Source organism: Paraburkholderia sp. GAS32 (assembly GCF_050434225.1).
GTDB classification, from domain to species: domain Bacteria; phylum Pseudomonadota; class Gammaproteobacteria; order Burkholderiales; family Burkholderiaceae; genus Paraburkholderia; species Paraburkholderia madseniana.
The window spans coordinates 45111-66532 of sequence record NZ_JBNPVS010000001.1 but is presented as its reverse complement, the minus strand read 5'-3'; the positions used below and the strand labels follow the sequence as shown (position 1 = coordinate 66532).

General features: G+C 62.3%; 15 protein-coding genes. 9 read left to right on the top strand and 6 right to left on the bottom strand.

Annotation, left to right across the window (positions count from 1 at the left end; all coding sequences use genetic code 11):
• Positions 1–11: 11 nt before the first annotated feature.
• A complete protein-coding gene (locus P3T25_RS00305) occupies positions 12–1628 on the bottom strand; it encodes a peptide ABC transporter substrate-binding protein (RefSeq protein ID WP_429357218.1) in 1617 nt (538 codons plus the stop codon).
• A gap of 181 nt (positions 1629–1809) precedes the next feature.
• Positions 1810–2382 (bottom strand): cupin domain-containing protein, encoded by a 573-nt coding sequence (locus P3T25_RS00300; protein WP_154562906.1) that lies wholly within the window; start codon positions 2380–2382, stop codon positions 1810–1812.
• A 947-nt stretch (positions 2383–3329) separates the two neighbouring features.
• Here P3T25_RS00300 and P3T25_RS00295 point away from each other — a divergent pair.
• The 7 genes from P3T25_RS00295 (at position 3330) to P3T25_RS00265 (ending at position 12349) form a co-directional block, all read left to right on the top strand.
• Complete coding sequence (locus P3T25_RS00295; protein ID WP_429357345.1) at positions 3330–4871, top strand: peptide MFS transporter; 1542 nt, start codon at positions 3330–3332, stop codon at positions 4869–4871.
• A gap of 192 nt (positions 4872–5063) precedes the next feature.
• Entirely contained in the window at positions 5064–6542 is a 1479-nt protein-coding gene (locus P3T25_RS00290) for a PLP-dependent aminotransferase family protein (protein WP_266256888.1), read from the top strand.
• Between the two features lie 472 nt (positions 6543–7014).
• Entirely contained in the window at positions 7015–7467 is a 453-nt protein-coding gene (locus tag P3T25_RS00285) for an HU family DNA-binding protein (RefSeq protein WP_007177969.1), read from the top strand.
• Between the two features lie 399 nt (positions 7468–7866).
• Positions 7867–9276 (top strand): circularly permuted type 2 ATP-grasp protein, encoded by a 1410-nt coding sequence (locus P3T25_RS00280; RefSeq protein ID WP_154562910.1) that lies wholly within the window; start codon positions 7867–7869, stop codon positions 9274–9276.
• A gap of 173 nt (positions 9277–9449) precedes the next feature.
• Positions 9450–10400, top strand: coding sequence for an alpha-E domain-containing protein (locus P3T25_RS00275; protein ID WP_154562912.1), 951 nt, complete (start codon positions 9450–9452; stop codon positions 10398–10400).
• A 13-nt stretch (positions 10401–10413) separates the two neighbouring features.
• Positions 10414–11241 (top strand): transglutaminase family protein, encoded by an 828-nt coding sequence (locus P3T25_RS00270; protein WP_429357217.1) that lies wholly within the window; start codon positions 10414–10416, stop codon positions 11239–11241.
• Between the two features lie 235 nt (positions 11242–11476).
• Positions 11477–12349 carry a proteasome-type protease gene (locus P3T25_RS00265; protein ID WP_154562916.1) on the top strand — a complete coding sequence of 291 codons (873 nt, stop codon included), beginning with the start codon at positions 11477–11479 and terminating at the stop codon, positions 12347–12349.
• Positions 12350–12617: 268 nt separating this feature from the next.
• On the opposite strand, the gene P3T25_RS00260 is transcribed toward P3T25_RS00265, so the two are convergent.
• Complete coding sequence (locus P3T25_RS00260) at positions 12618–13754, bottom strand: porin (RefSeq protein ID WP_154562918.1); 1137 nt, start codon at positions 13752–13754, stop codon at positions 12618–12620.
• A 528-nt stretch (positions 13755–14282) separates the two neighbouring features.
• Positions 14283–15608 (bottom strand): YihY/virulence factor BrkB family protein, encoded by a 1326-nt coding sequence (locus tag P3T25_RS00255; protein WP_429357216.1) that lies wholly within the window; start codon positions 15606–15608, stop codon positions 14283–14285.
• A gap of 365 nt (positions 15609–15973) precedes the next feature.
• Between P3T25_RS00255 and P3T25_RS00250 the strand changes: the two genes are divergently transcribed.
• Positions 15974–17533 (top strand): methyl-accepting chemotaxis protein, encoded by a 1560-nt coding sequence (locus tag P3T25_RS00250; protein ID WP_429357215.1) that lies wholly within the window; start codon positions 15974–15976, stop codon positions 17531–17533.
• A 221-nt stretch (positions 17534–17754) separates the two neighbouring features.
• Here P3T25_RS00250 and P3T25_RS00245 read toward each other — a convergent pair whose 3' ends face one another.
• Positions 17755–18345 carry a BPSL1445 family SYLF domain-containing lipoprotein gene (locus P3T25_RS00245; protein WP_154562924.1) on the bottom strand — a complete coding sequence of 197 codons (591 nt, stop codon included), beginning with the start codon at positions 18343–18345 and terminating at the stop codon, positions 17755–17757.
• Between the two features lie 219 nt (positions 18346–18564).
• A complete protein-coding gene (locus P3T25_RS00240) occupies positions 18565–19953 on the bottom strand; it encodes an FAD-binding oxidoreductase (RefSeq protein ID WP_154562926.1) in 1389 nt (462 codons plus the stop codon).
• A gap of 423 nt (positions 19954–20376) precedes the next feature.
• Here P3T25_RS00240 and P3T25_RS00235 point away from each other — a divergent pair, with 423 nt between their 5' ends.
• Positions 20377–21363, top strand: a complete 987-nt coding sequence (locus P3T25_RS00235; protein WP_154562942.1) for a zinc-dependent alcohol dehydrogenase family protein — start codon at positions 20377–20379, stop codon at positions 21361–21363.
• Positions 21364–21422 lie beyond the last annotated feature (59 nt).

The window sequence follows — 21422 nt, the reverse complement described above, 5'->3', positions numbered from 1 at the left end:
TGCTCCCGCGCTTAGTGCTTGATCAGATACATGTCTTGCGTGGCGCGCTGGTCGACGTAATTGGTCGACGTGTAGCCGCCGACATACGACTTGACCAGCCGGTCCGCCGAGTACTGGAAGAGCGATACCAGCGGGTAGTCGTTCATGGCCAGATCGTGCGCCTGCGTGAGCAGGGCAGTGCGCTTCGCGTCGTCGAGCTGCAGGTTGCCTTCATCGACCAGTTTGTCGACTTGCGGGTTGCAGTAGCGCTGATCGTTCTGCACGCTGTTGCAGCGTATCAGATCGAAAAACGAGTTGGCGTCGTTGTAATCGACGAACCAGCCGTCGCGCGAGGCCTGCACCTTGCCGTCGTGGCGTTGCTTGAGCAGGACCTTGTATTCGACGTTTTCGAGCTTGGCGGTCACGCCGAGCTTGGTGCGCCATTCCGAGGTGGCAAACAGCGCGACCTTCTTGTGCAGGTCGTTGGTGTTGTAGGTGAGGGTGAACGTCAGCGGCTTCGCGTCCGAATAGCCTGCGGCCTTCAACAGATTGCGCGCGTAATCGACGCGCTTGGCCATCGGCCAGTTTGCCCAGTCAGGCGTGAAGACGTTCGAGCCTTCCGTGCCCTTGGCGATCAGGCCGTACATCGACACCTCGCCGTCGGCCGTTATACGCTTGGTCAGCAGGTCGCGATCCAGCACCATCGCCAGCGCCTGGCGCACGCGCTTGTCCTTGAATGCCGGGTCTTCGTTGTTCAGGCTGTAGTAGTAGGTGGCGATCTGCAGGCCGGTTTTCAGTTCGGAGCCGAACTGTTTGCTGACCTGCGCATAGATGCCCGACGGAATCGAATACGTGTAGTCGAACTGGCCGGCCTGATACATGCGCATCGCCGTTTCGTCGTTTTCGATCGGCAGATAGGTCACTTTCGTGATCACGACCTTGCTGGCGTTCCAGTACGTACTGCTTTTGGACGCCACCAGCCGGTTGCTCGGCTGCCAGTCGGTCAGCACATACGGGCCGTTACCGACGAAGTTGCCCGGACGAGTCCAGTCGCCGCCGAATTTGGTCACGGTTTCACGATTGACCGGGGCCATGGCCGGCATGGCGGTCAGTTGCGGGAAGAAGGCGGCCGGCACTTCGGTGGTGACTTCGAGCGTGTACGGATCGACGGCACGTGCGGCGAGGCTCGTCAGCGGCGCCTTGCCGGCGAGGATCGCCTTGGCGTTCTTCACGAATTCGACCAGCACGGTGTATTTCGAACCGGTTTTCGGATCGAGCACGCGTTGCCATGCATAGATGAAGTCAGCCGCCGTGACCGGCTGGCCATTGCTCCAGCGCGCGTCGTGGCGCAGCTTGAACACCCACGTAGTCGGCCCGGTGCGCGTCCACGATTGCGCGACGCCCGGCACGATCGCGCCAGCCGCGTCGATGCGCGTCAGACCTTCGAACATGTCGAGCGCGATCGTGTCGCCGGTCCAGGATTCGATATGCGCGGGGTCGAGCGATTCGGTTTCGGACGGCACCTGGCGGGTCATTTCCTGGCTGGCTGCGAGGGTGACACCTGCGGGCACGTTGACGGCGAAGGCGGAGGGCTGAATCGTAAGGACGAGCGCGGTCAGCGCCGTCGCGTAAGCAAACGGGGTTTTCATCGGTTGAGGTCGCAGGAAAGGTCGAGAGAAGAACGCGCTGGCGCCAGGGCGCCCGGTTATCTGCGGTGCTCGGGGCAGGGCGGCCCTTGTTGCCCGTGTTGGTTGCGCGACATGCAGGATTCCTTACATTTCGTAATGCAGGCAAACCCTGGCCGGATCAACCGGAAAAGGTGCCTGCTTTTTAAAACAGTCTCGGTGTACCCACCCAGACGACCACCGTCTCGATACGCGCGGTATTCGCCCAGCTATGAGGCACCGTCGATTCGTAATGCGCGCTGTCTCCCGCGTGCAGCACGAACGTCTTACCTTCCAGCGTCAACGACACTTCGCCGCTGATCACATACATAAACTCTTCACCGGCATGCGTGGTGACTTCCGAGCGTTTCTGCCCGGGCGGCATCCTCACGAGGATCGCTTCGAGCTGACGGCCGCCCGTCAGATTAGTCAACCGTGCAAACAGATTGGCTGAGTCTGCAAAACCGAAAAACTTCAACTGATCGCCGCGGCACATCGAGCGTTCTTCGCTTGGCGTGTCGACGAAATACTGCACCGTCACCCCGAGTGCGTGGGCAATCCCGGCCAGCGAAGTGATGGACGGTGACGCCAGACCGCGTTCGACTTGCGACAAAAACGGTTTGGAAATCCCCGCCGCTGTTGCCGTTTCATCCAGCGTGCGCTTCAGCCGTTGCCGCAGCGCGCGGATCTTGCTCCCAAGTTCGAGTGCCGGGTTGTTCTTTTGAATTGTCGTGACCATAGCAGGAGGAAATTAGCCCGTCAAAATTTGTTTGATATAAGTAAATATGGTTTGATTGCGGTCCAGGCCGGGGTGGCGGGCCGTTCAGCGCTCGGTCGTGCAAGGGGCCGCAATTTCGAGACAACGCTCTATGTTGCCAGAACCGAAATCCGCGCCAGCCGTTTTGACCGGCAATCGGCGAGAAACTGAAAGCGGATGCGGTAAAGACTGCTGTATGCAATGGGTGTCGGCATTGATGCAAATTGAGTATCAGGAGACGTTAAAGGCATGACATCAAAGACTATTTTCAGCCGCACCCGACTGGGGAATGAAGGAATATGGCGCGTAAGAACAGGTAATTGGCGTGGCATCAGTGAATTCCCTGAGTGACGAACCGTGTTTCTGTTTGCAGAATCAGGCCCGCTTGGCGGATGGGCGCACGTGTTTGTATCAGACGCGACGCCAACCGCTGTTTTTTATTCCGCGCGCAGCGATCCTGCGCGGCGGAGCATTGTCCGGCACGTTCCATCAGAACGCTCGCCGGCATGAGGACATGACTATCACTGCCGATTTTTCCCGCCGTGGGCTGTGTGCCCGCCGCCCGGCGCGGCCGTCATCTGCCGCTCGCCGGATAGCCGTTCCCCACAATGCTTTATCATTGAGCCCGTTCCGCTTGCCGGAACCCGAGCCCGATGTGGCGCAGCGTCCCCCAAGGGCAGTTCCTTCGGGACGTCCCGCGTGGCGGGCCTCCATCCCATTCCCTGGTTTTTCTGCTGGTACAGGCGCCTCACTTTGCAACCTGGCTTGCAGATGAGCGCGTAGCTGAGCGTGCCGCTGGCTACGCACATGCCTATGCAAATGCCTGTGCCGCGTCGCGCGGGCTCCGCCGACCGTTTTCCCAGATCCAGTTTTTCGCGCCGCGTGGCCTGTCCGCGCGCCGCTGCAACCGTAAGAACATGAGGTACATGATGACTTCGTCCAATCCCGCCAGCGCACCGGTCTCGCAGACCCGTTCGTTCTCGACGGTCTTTCTGATCGAGATGTGGGAGCGCTTTGGCTACTACGGGATGGCCGCGCTGCTGGTCCTGTTCATGATCGACAAGCTGAACTTCACCGACAGCCACGCCACCCTCACGTGGGGCGCGTTTACGGCACTGGTGTATGCCTCGCCGTCGATCGGCGGCTGGATCGGCGACAAGATTCTCGGCGCGCGCCGCACGATGATCTTCGGCGCCGGCGTGCTGGCAGCCGGCTATCTGATGCTGGCGTTACCTAATGAGCAATTGAGCTACATGTACGCGTCGCTCGGCGTGATCGTGGTGGGCAACGGGCTGTTCAAGGCGAACGCCGCGAATCTCGTGCGTCGCATCTACGAAGGCGACGACGCGCGCATCGACAGCGCATTCACGATCTATTACATGGCGGTCAATATCGGCTCGACGGTGTCGATGCTCGCGACGCCGTGGATCAAGGATCATTGGGGCTGGCATACGGCATTCGCGGTCTGCTGCGCCGGCATGCTGCTGTCGGTGCTGAATTACTTCATCATGTTCCGCACGCTCGCGCATATCGGCTCCACGCCGGACGCCGAACCGATCCGCTGGAAACGCGTCGGCGCGGTTGCATTGGGCGGTATCGTGCTCGGCACGGTCACGATGTTCGTGCTGCAGCACAAGGCGATTGCGGTGGCTTGCGTGTACACGGCGGGCGTCGCGATTCTGGCGATCTTCGGCTACATGCTGGTGAAGTGCGAACGCTCAGAGCGCTCGGGCCTGGTGGCGGCGCTGATCCTGACCGCGCAGGTGATCCTGTTCTTCGTGTTCTACGTGCAGATGTCGACGTCGCTCACGCTGTTCGCGCTGCGCAACGTCGATCCGCGTTTCATTCTGTTCGGCCAGACGTGGTTCACATGGAGCGCCGCGCAGTTCCAGGCGCTCAATCCGATCTGGATCATGTTGCTGAGCCCGGTGCTCGCGCTGCTCTATACGAAGCTCGCGAAGAGCGGCAAGGACGTGCCGGTCGCGGTGAAGTACGCGTTCGGCTTCGCGGTGGTGGCGGCCGGCTTCTTCGTCTATGCGGCGAGCGGTAACTACGCGGTGAACGGCCGCGTGTCGTCGTGGTTCATGGTGGGCGGCTACGGTTTGTATTCGCTCGGCGAATTGCTGGTGAGCGGCCTCGGCCTCGCGATGATCGCGCGCTACGTGCCGGCGCGGATGAGCGGCTTCATGATGGGTGCTTACTTCGTGGCGACCGGTGTTTCGCAGTATCTGGGCAGCGTGGTGGCGAACTTCGCGCAAATGCCTGCGGGCAATCTCGATCCGCTCGAATCGCTGCCGCTGTACACCAAGTTGTTTAACGGCGTGGGTTGGCTTGCGGCGTTGGGCGCGCTGATCGCCGTGCTGCTGTTGCCGCTGATGCGCAAGCTCTCGCGTGAGCATCAGCGTTGCGGCGATGAAGCGCGTGAGAACGCGCGGCAAGCGGCTGCATTGAATGGGGCAGTGGTGGAGTAATCGCTTCCCGGTAGTGCAACAAAGATGGCGCGCCTCGTATTACAGAGGCGCGCCATTTTGCGTTTTATGCGCGGTTCCTTGTCGTAAATGTCCGGTACGTTTCTGCTCCGATGGCGCCGACGGAGGTAAGCTTACGGTCGGTATTGGTCTTTCGGAATAAGCATTTCCCGGATATTTAAGGTAGCCACTCGGATGGACATCCATATCGCGGTCGACGGGCGTCACGATCTGTCCGGACAGATCTACCGGCAGTTGCGTGCCGGCATACTCGAAGGGCGCCTCGCCGGCGGCACGCGTTTGCCGTCCACGCGCGATCTCGCCACGCAATTGGGCGTCTCGCGCAAGACCACACTCGAAGCATTCGAACGCTTGCTCTCTGAAGGCTATTTGAGCGCGCACGCCGGTTCGGGCACCTTCGTCGCCGATGGTCTGGAGCGTCTGCCGGCGGAGCGCTCGTCGCATGCACTGGCGGTTGAGTCGGCGCGCGAGCGGGCGAAGGCGAAGCCGAAAGCGGCAGCGCGTGCCCAACCGCTGTGGGAAGAGATGCCCGAGACTTTGCCATTGCCGCGGCCCACGGTGGCCTCGCCGCACGATTTCGTCGGCGGCGCGACCGACAAATCGCTGTTCCCCTTCGACGTCTGGCGCCGTTGCGTGAACCACGCATTGCGTGTGCAGGCGCGCGGCCCAGGCACGTATCGCGACGTGGCCGGCGAACAGGAATTGCGCCTCGCGATTTCGCGCTACCTGGCGTTCAACCGCGCGGTCACGAGCAACTGGGACGACGTGATCGTCACGCAAGGCGCGCAGCACGCGCTCGATCTGATCGCGCGCATCACATTGCGGCCCGGCGAGATCGCGGCGCTCGAAGACCCAGGCTATCCGCCGGTACAGGCGTGCTTCACGGCTACGGGCGCACGCGTGGTGCCGGTGCCGGTGGACGCCGAAGGCCTGATCGTGAGCAAGCTCCCGGACAAGGCGCGGATCGTCTACGTGACGCCCTCGCATCAGTTCCCGCTCGGCATGCCGATGAGTCTGGAGCGGCGCGTCGAGTTGCTCGAATGGGCGCAGAAACGCGGCGCCGTGATCATCGAGGACGACTACGACTGCGAGTACCGTTTCGAAGGCCGGCCGATGGAGCCGCTGAAGAGTCTCGACCGCGCCGGTCTGGTCGCATACGTGGGGACGTTTTCGAAGACGATTTTTCCGGAACTGCGGGTCGGCTACGTGGTGCCGCCGGCCTCCCTCTATGGCCCGCTTCTCAAGGCCCGACAGATTGCCGACTGTCACGGCTGCACCCTCACGCAAACCGCGCTCGCGACCTTCATGCTCAACGGCGACTTCGCCAAACATCTGCGGCGCATGCACAAGACCTATGCGGCGCGCCGCGCGATGCTGCTGAAGCATTTGCAGGGCGACCTCGCGCCGTGGTTCGAACCGATTGTGCCGACCGCCGGCATCCATATGGCGACGTGGCTGAAGGCGCCGTTGACCGAGGAGGCGCTAGTGAGCGCCGCGCGTGAAGCGTCGATCGGTTTGTATGGGCTCGCGCCGTTTTATCAGCGTGCGAAGCCGCAGCCCGGTTTGATGTTGGGTTACGGCAGCATTGCGGTCGAACATATCGACGCGGCCCTTACCAGGCTCGCCGACATTCTGCCGCGGCTCGCCCGCTGACGACTCAAAACACGCTCGAAGATTACTTAAGCCTATCCTTGAAACGGCCTGCGATTTTCTGTCGCAGAGCAATGTTAGCCGCCCCTTGCGGAGACTTTCGCTGCAGGGGGCGTGTTTTTTCCGTCGCGTGAATCGGCGTGGCGAACGCGTCGGCGAGTCACGGTTTCGCCATCGAGTCGCTATCCGTCGACGATCGCCCGGTGCCGAAAGTGCCTCAATTCAGGCGTCGAAATGGCTTGTAACGCACGTTACGTGTTCGTGTTGCAGACCGGTCCGACGCGCGCCGCCGCACGTTTACCCGCTAAAACAAGGATCAAAATGTGTTGCGCAGTCTGCGCCGCGCAACAAACCTTCGCTGTTATACACAAAAGAGTCGCGCAAATCGTATTAGCGCTTGTAGAATCCGGCGTTGAAGCGTGCGCATACCGTGTGCGCTTCGTGCAATTTACTGACCACTACAGGTAGGAGAAACATGCCGACTTCCGCAAAAAAGGTGGCCAAGAAGGCTGCTGCCCCGGTACCGACCAAGAAGGTTGCTGCAAAGAAAGTCCCTGCGAAGAAAGCCGTCGCAGCTAAGAAGGTCGCCGTGAAGGCGTCCAGCGCTCCGTCGCCGATCAAGGACACCTTCACGAAGGCCTCGCTGGCTGCACACGTCGCTGAACGCGCTGCTGTGGAACCGAAGACCGCCAAGGCCGTTCTGGCCGCGCTCGAAGACACGATCCTCGGCGCTGTGCACAAGAAGGGCGCTGGCGAATTCACGCTGTCGGGTCTTCTGAAGATCGTCGTGCAAGCTGTGCCGGCGAAGAAGAAGCGCTTCGGCAAAGACCCGTTCTCGGGCGAAGAGCGTTGGTTCCCGGCCAAGCCGGCTAGCGTGCGCATCAAGGCACGTCCGCTGAAGAAGCTGAAAGACGCAGCAGCAGGCTAATCGTGCTTCATGCGTTGCCGCGGTTTTTGAGCGTGGTTGTTTAACGGTGCGTTTTTAACCGTGCGCTTTTAACCTTGGTTAACGTTTGAGCCGACCCGCAGTGCGAGTTGTCCGAATCCCCGTGGATGCGAATCCGCGGGGATTTTTTATGCGCGCCTGCCGTGGTTTGGCGAACTCGCCGCTGCCCGCCAAGGTGCCGCTTATGCACCGTACTAGCGCATCATGAGCCGCCGCAGTACGATGGCAGCGAGGCCATGCCGGTCGGGATGCGCTGTTGGCGTGCATGCACTGTATTTGGCACGCGAAAAGCTCAATGGCATAGCGCTTGCTTCAACGATTGTCGAACACCGAATGCGCAGCGCATTCGCCTTCTATCCGACAACAAGAGCGGGGCGTGACATGCGATGCTATGACGAGATGCGTCATCATGACGATGCCGTGCGGCCACACTACGCGCGCTTTGAGCGGTGGCTGGTGAAGCAGGGCAATGAGGCGATCGCACGCAAGCGTGCGGAAGCCGACCTGCTGTTCCGCCGGGTCGGTATCACCTTCGCGGTGAACGGCGATTTGTCCGGCACCGAGCGGCTGATCCCTTTCGATCTGATTCCGCGCATCATTCCGCGCAGCGAATGGCAGACGCTGGAAGCCGGTTTGCGCCAACGGGTGCAGGCGCTCAATCTGTTTATCCACGACGTCTATCACGATCGCAACATCGTGCGTGCCGGCATCGTGCCGGCCGAACAGGTTTATACCAACGCGCAATACCGGCCTGAAATGCAGGGCGTCAACGTGCCGCTCGGTGTTTACGCGCATATCGCCGGCGTCGACGTGGTGCGCGCAGGCGACGAGGGCGAGTTCTACGTGCTCGAAGACAACCTGCGGGTGCCGTCGGGCGTGTCCTATATGTTGGAAAACCGCAAGATGATGATGCGGCTTTTCCCCGAGCTGTTCGTGCAGAACCGCATTGCGCCGGTCGCGCATTATCCCGATCTGCTGCTCGACACCCTGCGCTCGGTGGCGCCCGAAGGCGTCGACGATCCGGTCGTGGTGGTGCTCACGCCGGGCATGTACAACTCCGCGTACTTCGAGCACACCTTCCTTGCGCAGCAGATGGGTGTCGAACTGGTGGAAGGCAAGGATCTGTTCGTCGACGACAACTATGTGTTCATGCGCACCACGCAGGGACCGAAGCGTGTCGACGTGATCTATCGCCGCGTCGACGACGATTTTCTCGATCCGCTCGCTTTCCGCAACGATTCGGCGCTGGGCGTGCCGGGTCTGTTGACCGCCTATCGGGCCGGACGTGTGGCGCTGGCGAACGCCATGGGCACCGGTATCGCCGACGACAAATCGATCTACCCGTACGTGCCGGAAATGATCGAGTTTTACCTCGGCGAGAAGCCGATCCTCAACAACGTACCCACGTTCCAGTGCCGCAAGCCTGACGATCTCGCGTACACGCTCGCGCATCTGCCCGAGCTGGTCGTGAAGGAAGTGCACGGCGCGGGCGGCTACGGAATGCTGGTGGGACCGGCATCGACGAAAGCCGAAATCGAATCGTTCCGGGAGCGCCTGATTGCGCGGCCCGCGGGTTATATCGCGCAGCCTACGCTCGCGTTGTCGGCGTGTCCGACCTTTGTCGAATCCGGCATCGCGCCGCGCCATATCGACTTGCGGCCGTTCGTGCTGTCCGGCAAGAGCGTGACGATGTGCGCAGGTGGTCTCACGCGCGTGGCGTTGCAGGAGGGCTCCCTCGTCGTCAATTCGTCGCAGGGAGGCGGGACCAAAGATACGTGGATGGTCGACTGACGCGGTTGCCAATGCGGTTGCTCATGCTGGAGTTATTGCAGCATTTCATGCAACCGCGCCCGCAACCCAACGTGCCGGCGAAGTAGTCGAACCGCCGCCGGTGCACACGGATAACCAGCGCGAGCCTTTTTACTTTTACCAGGGTCTCGCGTCATCAGATACGGAACGCCGTCATGCTAAGCCGAACCGCCGATCACCTCTTCTGGATGGCCCGCTACATGGAGCGCGCGGAGAACACCGCCCGCATGCTCGACATCAACCTGAAGGCGCTGCTGTTGCCGCAAACGCCCGAACAGGAAGCGCGCGCGCAACGCTCGGTGCTGCGCATTTCCGAGCTCGAAAGCGCGTTCGCGCAGCGCTACGACGAACCGACCCGCGAACATGTGCTCGATTTCATGGTGGCCGATGCGACCAATCCGTCGAGCATTCACTCGTGTTTGCAGGCCGCGCGCGAAAACGCCCGCGCCGTACGCGGCACCTTGACGACCGAATGGTGGGAAACCATCAACGACACCTGGCTCGAATTCAACGAACGGAGCCAGTCCGGTCAGGCCGTGAGCAATCCGGGCGCGCTGTTCGAGTGGGTGAAGTTCCGCTCGCACCTGTCACGCGGCGTGACGATCGGCACTGCGTTGCAGGACGATGCGTTCTTCTTCACGCAGCTCGGCACCTTCCTCGAACGCGCCGACAACACCGCGCGGATTCTCGACGTGCGCTTCGCCGACGTCGAGCCGAATTCACGCGATGCCGCCCGCCAGCTCGAAGACTTTTACTACTGGACCTCGATTCTCAGTTCGGTGTCGGCGCTGGAGATTTATCGCAAGGTGTATCGCGATGTCGTCACGCCGGCGCGAGTGGTCGAATTGATGATCCTGAACCAGCAGATGCCGCGCTCGCTGCTCGCTTCGCTCGAAGGCGTCTGCACGAATCTGGCGATGCTGCGCACGCCGGGCTCGAACCAGTGCGAACGGTTTGCCGGCAAGCTGCGCGCCGAGCTGGTGTATTCCGACATCCGGCAGATTTTCGAAGCCGGCCTGCACGCCTATCTGACCCAGTTCCTTGCTCGCGTGTTCGAGCTCGGCAATCTGGTTGCGCGTACCTATCTGATGTTGCCAGTCGCCTGACGGAGTTCTTTTTATGTACCTGACGATCCGCCACGACACGTCCTATCGCTACGAAGCGACTGTCCATTATTCGATCCAGCAACTGCGTCTGACGCCGGCAAGCGGCGCCTCGCAGGTGGTGCGGCGCTGGAGCATCGATGCGCCCGGCAAGCTCGACGCCACCTTCGACGCCTACGGCAATGTGCTGCATACGCTCGTCATCAACAAGCCGCACAGCGAGATTCGTCTGCACGTAGCGGGCGAAGTGGACACGATTGCGCTGAAAGATGGCCAATTGCCCGACGCGGTCGGGCCGATTCCGCTCGAGCATTTCACCTGCTCGACGCGTCTCACCGAGGCCGATGCGGCAGTCCGCGAGCTGGCCGCATCGGTGCCGAGTCTTGCGACGTCCAGCAATCTGATCGAGTTGTCCGAACAGATCGTGCAGCGCGTGAAGTACAACGCCGGTATCACCGAAGTCACCAGCACGGCCGCCCAGGCGCTCGCGCTCGGCAACGGCGTGTGCCAGGACCATGCGCATCTGATGCTGGCCTGCTGCCGCGCGCGCGGCATCCCGGCGCGCTACGTGAGCGGCTACATCGAACCCGGCGACGTGAGCACCGGAGGAAGTCCCCTTGGGGCGGACCACGGCGCGAGCCACGCATGGGTCGACGTGTGGCTCGATGGCAAGGGCTGGATTTCCGTCGACGTCACGCATGCCGCGTTTGCCAGTGAGATCTACTGCCGGCTCGCCGTGGCGCGCGACTACGAAGCTGCCGCGCCGGTGCGCGGCCGGCGGATCGGCGGGCTGGAGGAGCATCTGAAGGTGTCCGTTACGGTCAGTGGGCAAATGCCGCAATAGGGGGCGGGGACTGACGGTCGGCTCAACTGGGCGCCCGGGGCTGCATGACAGGCCGCCCGCGGCCGCCTCCGCGCTCACAGGACGGCTCACCGGGAGGGCTGGCGAGGCGTTTAAGTGAGCGTCAGCCCGCATAGCCGTTCAGATTCGGCGCGCGGCGGCCGTAAAACGGGGTAAGGCGCATGTGCGCCGCATTACAATAGCGCCGTTCAGTCGTTTTTTGCGGGTACTTTTCCTTATGACTTACTGTGTAGCGATGTCCGTCGATGACGGGCTCGTGTTCCTGTCGGACACGCGCACCAATGCGGGCGTCGATCACATCAGCACCGCGCGCAAGATGTCGGTGTTCGAGCAGCCGGGCGAACGCATGCTTGTGCTGCTGGGCGCGGGCAATCTGTCGCTCACGCAAGCGGTGCTGCACGAGCTGTCCGAGCCCGTCGACCCTTCGCAGCCTACGCTCTGGAGCGCGCCCACCATGGCCGACGCGGCTCGCGTGATTGGCCGCGCGGTACGCCGCGTGCATCAGCGCGAAGCCGAGGCGCTGCAGGAATTCGGCGTCGAATTCAATTGCAGCTTCATTCTTGGTGGCCAGATCGCCGGCAACCGGCCGCGCCTGTTCATGATCTACGCGGCGGGCAATTTCATCGAAGCGTCGGCTGTAAACCCGTATTTCCAGATCGGTGAGGCCAAGTACGGCAAGCCGATCATCGATCGCGTGCTGACGCCGTCCACGCCGCTCGACGAAGCGGCCAAGTGCGCACTGATTTCGATGGACTCGACGCTGCGTTCGAATCTCTCGGTCGGGTTGCCACTGGATCTGCTGGTGTATGAGAAAGATTCGCTGCACGTCACGCGCTTCGTCTCGATCGATCACGACAACGCGTACTTCGAGATGATTCACCGCACGTGGGGTGAACGGCTGCGTCAGGTATTCGGCGAGATTCCCGATCCGGACTGGCAGGAATCGCCTGATGTGCCGCTGCTGCAGCGTGAGCGTGCGCTGGTGCTGCATCGCGCGCCGGTGGGGGCGGACGGCGTGGAGCATGAGCTCGACGCGAAGCCGGCGCAGACATTGGCGCAGGCGGAGAAGGGCAAGGCCCAGCGGCGCTAGGGCGTTCGGCGTAGATCGCTGGCCGGGAGCATCACGCCAAGGTCGTCACGAGCCTGTTAAGGGCTTGCTGGCGGCCTTTTCATTTACTGAGGGGATCGCGATGGACGTGCAGCGCGTGCGCGGTTGTCCCTCGATCCGCGGCATGACTCGGACGGACCAGTCGTCGCCGCGAGCGCCAAAGCCTGGGGACGAAAAAAAACCAGCCACAGGCTGATTGCCCGTGGCTGGTTTTCAACTGCGTGTTGCTCCCGCAGTCCGTCAAGTTCGATTAGAACTTGTGGCGGATACCGAGGCTGACGATTACTTGCGAGTTCGAGGCCGATTCGGCGTCGTAGTCGGCAACCGTTGCCGTTGCGCCCGTGCCCGATGCCCTTTGATAGGCGCCGACCAGGTAGAGGTCTGTGCGCTTCGACAGGTTGTAGTCGCCGCCCAGCGAGATCTGGTTATACGATGCCGACGGACCGTTGCCCGAAGCGTGCGTGAACGTGTAGCCCAGACCCAGCAATGCTGCCGGCGTCAGTTGGTAGTTCACGAAGCCAGCACCGACGTTGTAACGCTCGGTCGAGCTGAACGTCGAGAGGGCGTCCGGCTTGTACTGTGCGTTGCTGTAACGGATACCAGCCGTGACCGGGCCGATAACGTACTGGCCAGCAACCGAAGCGATACCGATCGACTTCGCCGATGCGTACGGTGCATTGATCGAGTTGAACGTGCCGTCCGACGTCGCGTTCCAACCAGTTGCGCGAGCGGCCGCCGTGTTGGAGTTGTCCATGCGGATGTAGCCAGCAGCGATGCTGAACGGACCGTTCGCGTACGTTGCTGCGCCGGACCAGGTTTGACCTGCACCCGACGAGCCTGCTACGCCGCCGAATGCGTACATTGCTTCGAACTGGAAGCCAGCGTACGTGTTCGACGTGTACTTGACTGCGTTGTTCGTACGCGAGCTGTTGTCGTTGTTGTCAACGTCGCTCGGCGTCGTGAAGGTGGAACCGAAGTAGTTGTCTGCCGTCAGCGCCTGAACCAGGTCGACCACCGGGTCATACTGGCGGCCGATGGTGACCGTACCGAACTGGTCGCTTTGCAGGCCAACAAAGGCCTGGCGGCCGAATTCGCGACCGCCTTGGTTCAGCTTGCCGCTGTTCGGGTCGAAACCGTTTTCCAACTGGAAGATAGCCTTCAGGCCACCGCCCAGATCTTCCGTGCCCTTCATGCCCCAGCGGCTACCCTGCAGGTTGCCTGCGGCCATAGCGACGGAACTCTTGTTCTTGCCCGAAACGTTGTTGTTGTTGATGTACTGGATCGAGTCGTCGATCAGGCCATAGAGGGTAACGCTGCTTTGAGCATGTGCTACGCCGGTGGCGCCGAGCAGCGCCAGCGAGAGGGTAGACAGGGCGATTCGTTTCATCCTTTTCTCCACGCAGATGATTAGTTTGTTGTTGCGGAAAGGAGAATAGCTCACTGCCTCAACTGGTAAGAACCGGAAAAAAAAGAGTGTCTCCAAAAACCGACAAACGACGCAAAGCCTTGTATTTAAAGCCCGTTAACGATTGTTGCTGTTTCAGCAATATTCGTTCGCTGAGTGCGCATTATTGTTGTTTTGTTGATAGTGAAGGCCTCGGGACCTGCAATTTAGACACTTGTTTGAATGTCGTTTGTAATCTAGTCGTCTAGTTGTTCCATCGGTTCTTCAGCGCCCATATAAAAACAGAGCCGCGTCGCGCTTGACGGGCGCGCTGGACAGAATTTATGCGTTATGAGCAGGTAGCCACCGCTGCCGTCGCAAACTTGTGGCCGGGATTTGCTGCTGTGGTTTGCCGTCGTGGCCGGCCGTTCCGGCCCCCTGCTTTGGTCCGCCGCCATGGTTCTCATGTCGGGGCACTCCCTTCTGGTGTTGTCGGTGCGAACTGCCACCAGCTTCACTCTTCACGCGCATTCACGCGCCACGGCCGTCATCGTCACCTTTGCGGCGCGCCACGGCGGCGGCAGCGAGTCCAGCCGCTGCCGCAAACAACACCGAAGTCCACGGATGCCGTCTGACATAGCGATCGGCGGCGACGGCCGTGCGGCCCGCTTCGACCAATGTGACCGCGGCGACGCGTGTCGCTTGCGCTTCGGCAAGGACTACGGTGCGGCCGATTTTGACCGCGGTCGCCCGCGCTGAAGTCTTCTTTCGCGGTTCCGGCGGCGGTAAAGCTGACGCTGGCGTTGCTGCGGCACGCGCCACGGCGGCAGCCGCTCCGGCTGCAGGCGCAAGCCCGGCAGCACGGGTTTCGCGGTCTTCCACGTGAGGCACAGCATCGGCCGATACCGTCGAGGCCGCCAGCACCGAAGCAAGCACGGCACGGCTGCCGGGCGGCGAGTCTTCCTGCATGCCCCAGCCGCCGCGCGGATCGTGCATGCGCCCGCGCGCCGCCGAAAACTCCGCACCGAGCAGGAGCACGGCGGCCGAGAAGTACAGCCACATCAGCAGCACGGCCAGCGAACCGGCGGCGCCGAATGAACTCGCCATCCCGGCATGCGCGATATACAGCGCGAACAGTTTCTTGCCCGCCGAGAACAGCACAGCCGCGACGATCCCGCCGACGAACGCATCGCGCCACTGCACCTTGGCGTCCGGCAGAAACTTCAGCAACCCGGCGAAGGCAAAGGCCAGCACCAGCAGGCCGACGCCGAGTTGCAGCAGGTTGCCGATCACCACATACGGCGAGTTGCCCCACAGCCATTTGCCGATGAACGTGATGACCGTATCGAGCACCAGCGAGACGATCAGCAGGAAGGCGACACCGAGCACGAGGCCGAACGAAATCAGGCGCACGCGCACCATCGCGATCACGCTCGACGAGCGCGGCCCGGTATACGGCCACACCAGATTGAGCGCGCTATTGAGCGACGAGAAGGTAGCCGAGGCGCCGATCGCCAGCATCGAGAACGAAATGATCGCCGCGATGCCGCCGGCGCTGCCGCTGTGATGAGCGTTCTCGACGATGGTTTGCACGCCCGCGGCGGCCTGGTCGCCGAGCAGGCCGTGAATGTGGGTGAACAGTTCGCCGCGCGCGGCCGCGGCGCCGAAGAACCAGCCCGCCACGGCGATCACCATGACCAGCGTGGGCGCGAGCGAGAAGGCCGCATAGAAGGCGATGCTGGCGGCCATGGCCGCGCAACGGTCGTCGGAAAACTGTTTGAATGCGCCAATTGCCCAGTTGGCCTGCCTGCGCGCTACCAACTGGAGGTTCTCGGAGGAGAGCGTGTCGATGTCCATGGTCGTGTTTCTCAAGGGGATACTGGCGCCGCAAGCGCAGTGTGCGAGCCGCTAAGGTGGCCTCAATGCAGCATTTGCAGACTTCGCATCGACACCTTTCGCAAACCTTGTGCCTGTCACTATAACAAGCGCTTCGTGCCCATGCGCGTGATACGCCGCGAGCATGTGTGCCGTTAGAATGCCGCCGCCCCGGCGAGCAGCACCAGTCAAGCTCCGCCCCATAGGTCAACGCACGAAGGCATCAAACACACGCATCAAACAAACGCTGAAGTTTTCTCCCGTTCCGCCGTTATTCCGAAGATTGACATGAACAGTTACGGTGCCCGCCCGCGCGGCGCCGGCTATAAGTACAAAGGAATACGGAGATGGAACGTTTTCGCCTGAAAGTGCGGCTTTGGCTCGCGCTAGCAGTAATGTGCATGGGAATTCTGGCCATCGGCCTGTGGGGCGGGTTCAAAACGCGCGACACGATGATCGCCGACCGTCAGGCCGAGCTGAAAAGCGTGGTGAGCGTGGCCTACAGCGTGCTGGATCGCTATAACGGCCTCGTCGCGGCCGGCACGATGTCGCTCGGCGACGCGCAACGTACGGCCATGGCCGACCTGCGCGCGATGCGCTACGACGGCGCCGGCGGCTACCTCGTGCTCGAGGACGCGCATGCAAGAGTGCTGATGCACGGCGTGCGGGCCGATCTCGAAGGCAAGGACATGAGTGGCTTCACGGACCCGAAAGGCCGCCACGTGTTCAAGGACGGCTCGGATCTCGCCCAGCGCGAAGGCGAAGGCTTCATCCACCTGCAGTTCCTGAAGCCGGGCTCCGATCAGATGGCGCCGAAGATCAACTACGTGCGGCTCTACAAGCCATGGGGCTGGACGATCGTCACCGGTGTGTTCACCGACGATATCGACGCCGCGTTTTACACCACCCTCGTGCAGTACGTCGGCGCCGCGCTGATTCTGTGTCTGGTGGTGGGGCTCGTGATCGGCGTGATCCTGCGCAGCATCTTGCGGCAACTCGGCGGCGAACCGGCTTACGCGGCGCAGATCGCTTCACGTATCGCCGATGGCGACCTCGATGTGGTCGTCGAGACGAAGGCCGGCGACAACGTCAGCCTGCTCGCCGCGATGCAGCGCATGCAGCATCGACTCGCGCAGGCGATCATGCAGATTCGCAGCGGCGCAACGCTGATTTCGACGGTGTCCAACGAGATCGCCGCCGGCAACGCGGACCTGTCGCGCCGCACGGAACAGCAGGCGACAGCGCTCGGCGAAACCGCTTCCAGCATGGAGCAGATCACCGCGACCGTGAAGCAGAACGCCGATAACGCCAAGCAGGCCAGTCAACTGGCGCACAACGCCTCGGAGACGGCGGCGCGCGGCGGTGAAGTGGTCGGCCAGGTGGTCGAGACGATGCGTGGCATCTCGCAGTCATCGCACCGGATCGGCGACATCATTGGGGTGATCGAGGGGATCGCATTTCAGACCAACATTCTTGCCTTGAACGCGGCCGTCGAAGCGGCGCGCGCCGGTGAGGAAGGGCGCGGCTTTGCGGTGGTGGCGGGCGAAGTGCGCAGCCTCGCGCAGCGTAGCGCGGCGGCGGCCAAGGAGATCAAGACGCTGATCGAAGAATCGGCCGCGCAGATCGAAGGCGGCTCGCAGTACGTGGGCCGGGCCGGTGAAACGATGCAGGAAGTGGTGCACGCAGTGCGCCGCGTGACCGACATCATGGGCGAGATCAGCGCGGCGTCGGTCGAGCAAAGCTCGGGCATCGAGCAGGTCAACATCGCAGTGGCGAGCATGGATCAAACGACCCAGCAGAACGCTGCATTGGTGGAAGAAGCCAGCGCGTCGGCCGACGTCCTGAAAGCACAGACCGGGCAACTGGCGGCCGCGATTGCCGTGTTCACGCTGCCGGAAGGGGCGTGAACAGCGTGGGGCACGCGAGGCGCCAGACAGACTGAATGTCGTGGCCAAGGTGACGCAGTGGCCAGGCGGGATTGTAAAACGGGTGAGTTTTACCGCAATGTGGTCAATATGACTGGTGAGGCGAGCAGAGCCGTGATCGTGGCGCGCGTGACGCCGCCTGATGGAGGCGTCACGCGACCAGTTGCGTGACAGCGCCTGACCGCGCGCCAGCGAGCGTTCGCTCAGATGATCAGACGTGAGACCTTGGTGCCTTCGAGCGACACCCCGGCCATCAAGCCGCCGTTTGTCAGCACAAACGCTTCGACCGGGCTGGTGGCGGTCGACGTATCGATCGCGCCGTTCGCACCGACCTTCAGCACGGCAACCGTTGCATCGGCGCCTGCTGCCCATCCCTGGCTGCTGAGGAATGTGTCGAGCGCCTCTTGCGTCATGAACAGGAAGACCAGCGCCTTGGACTGCGCGCCGATCTGCAAACCGAATGAGCCCGCGACGGTGCTGTAGTAACCCGTTGTGCGGCCGGCCACGCGCAACGACCCTTCGCCGTATTGCCCGCCAACCCAGAAGCCCGCGGAAATCACCGACGGGAACACCAGCACGCCGCGCGCCTTGGCGACCAGTTCACGCGAGCCGGTGACGTTCGCGTAGAGACGCGACAAGGTGGAATCAACGCCGGCGTTGATCGTGTCGCGCTTGCCGGCGTTCGCCGACTCAGACGCGCTCGAGGATGGCGACGTGGTCGTGCAGCCGGCGAGGCCAAAACCCGCCGTAGCCAAAGCGGCGCTCGTGGTCATGATGAATTGTCGTCTGCGCATGATTGTTCTCCTGGTGCGTAGTGAAGATTGCGTTTTCTTGTCTGACAGTGAGTGCCGTGACTTCGGCACATGCGTACGTCGGCAGCCCGTATGCCTGCTAATTAGCATTTAGCGTGCCTGACGCCACGGCCTGTGTATAGACAACTGTCATGCGCTGACGTTCGCGGGGGGATTCACGGCTTTCAACGCCGCTTCCCCCCTCAACCTACCCCTCGATCCCTAGGCCGCCGGGCGGATATTCTGATTGTGGCGGAACAGATTGTCAGGGTCGTAGCGGTTCTTCACGGCGCCGAGACGCTCGTAGTTTGGCCCATACGCGTCAGCCACCCGGCCGCCTTCCTCCTGCGTCATGAAGTTGACGTACACGCTGCCTAGCGCGAACGGTGCGGCTGCGTCGAAGAAAGCGCGCGCCCAGGCAATGCAGCGCTCGTCATCGCTCGCGTCGTCCCAACGGCCGTGCACGTTCATGGCGTATTGCGTGTCGCGGCTCGAATAGGCTGTGGCTTCGACCGGCACGCGGCTCGTCTGCGCGCCGATCTGCCCGAAGAAGATTTCGCATTGCGGTGACGGCAGCTCGCCGATCGCATCGAGCAGCGCATCGATGAGACCATCCGATATTTTGTCGAGATTGTGCGACTTCCAGTAGTTACGAGCGCCCGGCGTGAGCAGTGGATCGAACGCCTGTTGCCACATGGCGTACGGCATCGGCCCGAGATGTTCGCCGACCGGTGTGCCGAAGCCGCGTACGGCCTCCACCACGGACGGCCCGTTTTCGATGGGGCCCGAGTAGCACATCGCGAATACGATGACCGGTTTGCCGTGCACTTCGGGCGGCAGGAACGGCAGCGGTGGCGCAAGCCGTAGAACGGCCCATACGCTCAACTCCTCCGGCATCTGTTCTGCAGCCGTGCGGTACTTGAGCAGGGCATTTTTCGCCTGATCGATCGGCAGCACGACGAGGCCGCCGTACACGAGCGGCCCGACCGGGTGCAGCGCGAACTCGAAACGCGTCACGACGCCGAAATTGCCGCCGCCACCGCGAATCGCCCAGAACAGATCGTCGTGCGAGTCCGCGCTTGCGTGCAGCAACTCCCCGTCGGCGGTGACCACGTCTGCTGAAATCAGATTGTCGACGGTCATGCCGTATCTGCGGCTCAGCCAGCCGAAGCCGCCCCCTAGCGTCAGACCTGCCACGCCGGTGGTCGAGTTGATGCCAAGTGGCGTGGCGAGTCCGAATGCTTGCGCTTCGTGGTCGAAATCGCCGAGCGTAGCACCAGGCTCGACATACGCGCGCTGCGCGACTGGATCGATGAATACGGATTTCATCGGCGACAGATCGATCACAAGGCCGTCGTCGCATAGCGCGGTGCCGGCGATGTTATGGCCGCCGCTATGCACCGCCAGCGGCAGATTGTTGTCGCGCGCGAAGGCTACGCCGCGGCGCACGTCGGCCACGCCGGCGCAGCGCAGAATCAGCGCCGGATGCCGGTCGATCATTGCATTCCAGATGCTGCGGGCCTCGTCGAAACCCGCGTCGCCGGGCCGCAACAGTTCGCCTCGGATCGCGGCTTTGAGTTCTTCTGCGGCGCTGCTGGACACGCTTACCATGACACACCTCCAGACATTAATGGGAGACGCTCTCGAAACACCATTGAGCTGAACAAAGCAAATTGAAAGCGTCTGGACAGGTTCAAGTTGCGTCCAGTAAACGGCCCTGCTTCCTTAAGTCAAACGAAGGTAAACCCGCGTCCGCGATCGACACCGCGCGAAAGCACGTACGGCAAGTGTCCGTGCGCTGCGGCACGAGTCATGGCTGTCGTCGCCGCTGTGTATGGTGGAAATACTTCGGGAAAAGACTGCGAGAGGAAGTGTTGGTTGTGCGCCGCGGTGGTGGCTGCGCGGCGACACTTTGGTGGGCGAACGGTGGAATTTTCGTTTGCGTACCGTGCGGACGTGCCGATTTACATGCGGTTTCGCACGGAGGAATATGCCCGTATCGACTCGTTCACGATCAATCGCTGGGGAGGCGTGATGTCCATGCAAGCTCTTGTTCTCAGGCAGCACAACGGCCCGCTCGAACTGACCGAACTACCGCGCCCCGAGCCTGCGCGGGGTGAGGTGCTGGTGCGAATCGCCGCGAGCGGCCTCAATCCGCTCGACACAAAAATTCGCGCCGGCGCCGCCGGGCACGCGAAACATCCCTTGCCGGCGGTGCTGGGGATCGACATGGCCGGCGTCGTCGAGGCAGTGGGCGCCGGTGTCGATAGGTTCAAGGCGGGTGATCAGGTGTACGGAATGACGGGGGGCGTGGGCGGCCTGCAAGGTTCGCTGGCGCAATACGCATCTGTCGATGCGGATCTGCTGGCCTTGAAACCGTCCAATCTCTCGATGCGCGAAGCCGCTGCGCTGCCGCTTGCTTTCATCACGGCGTACTCGGGCATTGTCGATCGCGCGCATTTGCAGGCAGGGCAAACGGTGCTCGTGCATGGCGGGGCAGGGGGAGTCGGATACGTCTCTGTGCAGTTGGCGCTCGCGCTGGGTGCGAAGGTCTTTACGACAGTGAGCGAGCGCGACCGCAGCGTGGTGGAGGCGCTCGGCGCCAGACCGATCGATTACCGTGCACAGTCGGTCGAGCAATATGTCCAGTCTGCGACGGATGGCGTGGGTTTCGACCTGGTTGTCGATACCGTCGGCGGGACGACGCTCGACGCATCGTTTGTCGCCGTGAGGCATTTCGGCCATGTGGTGAGCGCGCTCGGGTGGGGCACGCATGCGCTAGCGCCGCTGTCGTTTCGCGAAGCCACCTACTCGGGCGTGTTCACGCTGCATGCGTTGCTTTCCGGGAAAGGCCGCGCGCATCACGGCGAGATGCTGCGTGTGGCCGCGCGGCTTGCCGAAGAAAACAGGCTTGCGCCTCGCCTCGACGCGCGGCGCTTTGATCTGGGCACCGCGCAGCTTGCGTATGAAGCACTGGCCGACGGTAGCGCGCGAGGCAAAGTTGTGGTCGAGGTCAGTTGAGCGGAACGCTGAGCGCAGCGTTGCTGCGCGCTTTTGGATTAACCCTTCACGAGGCCGCC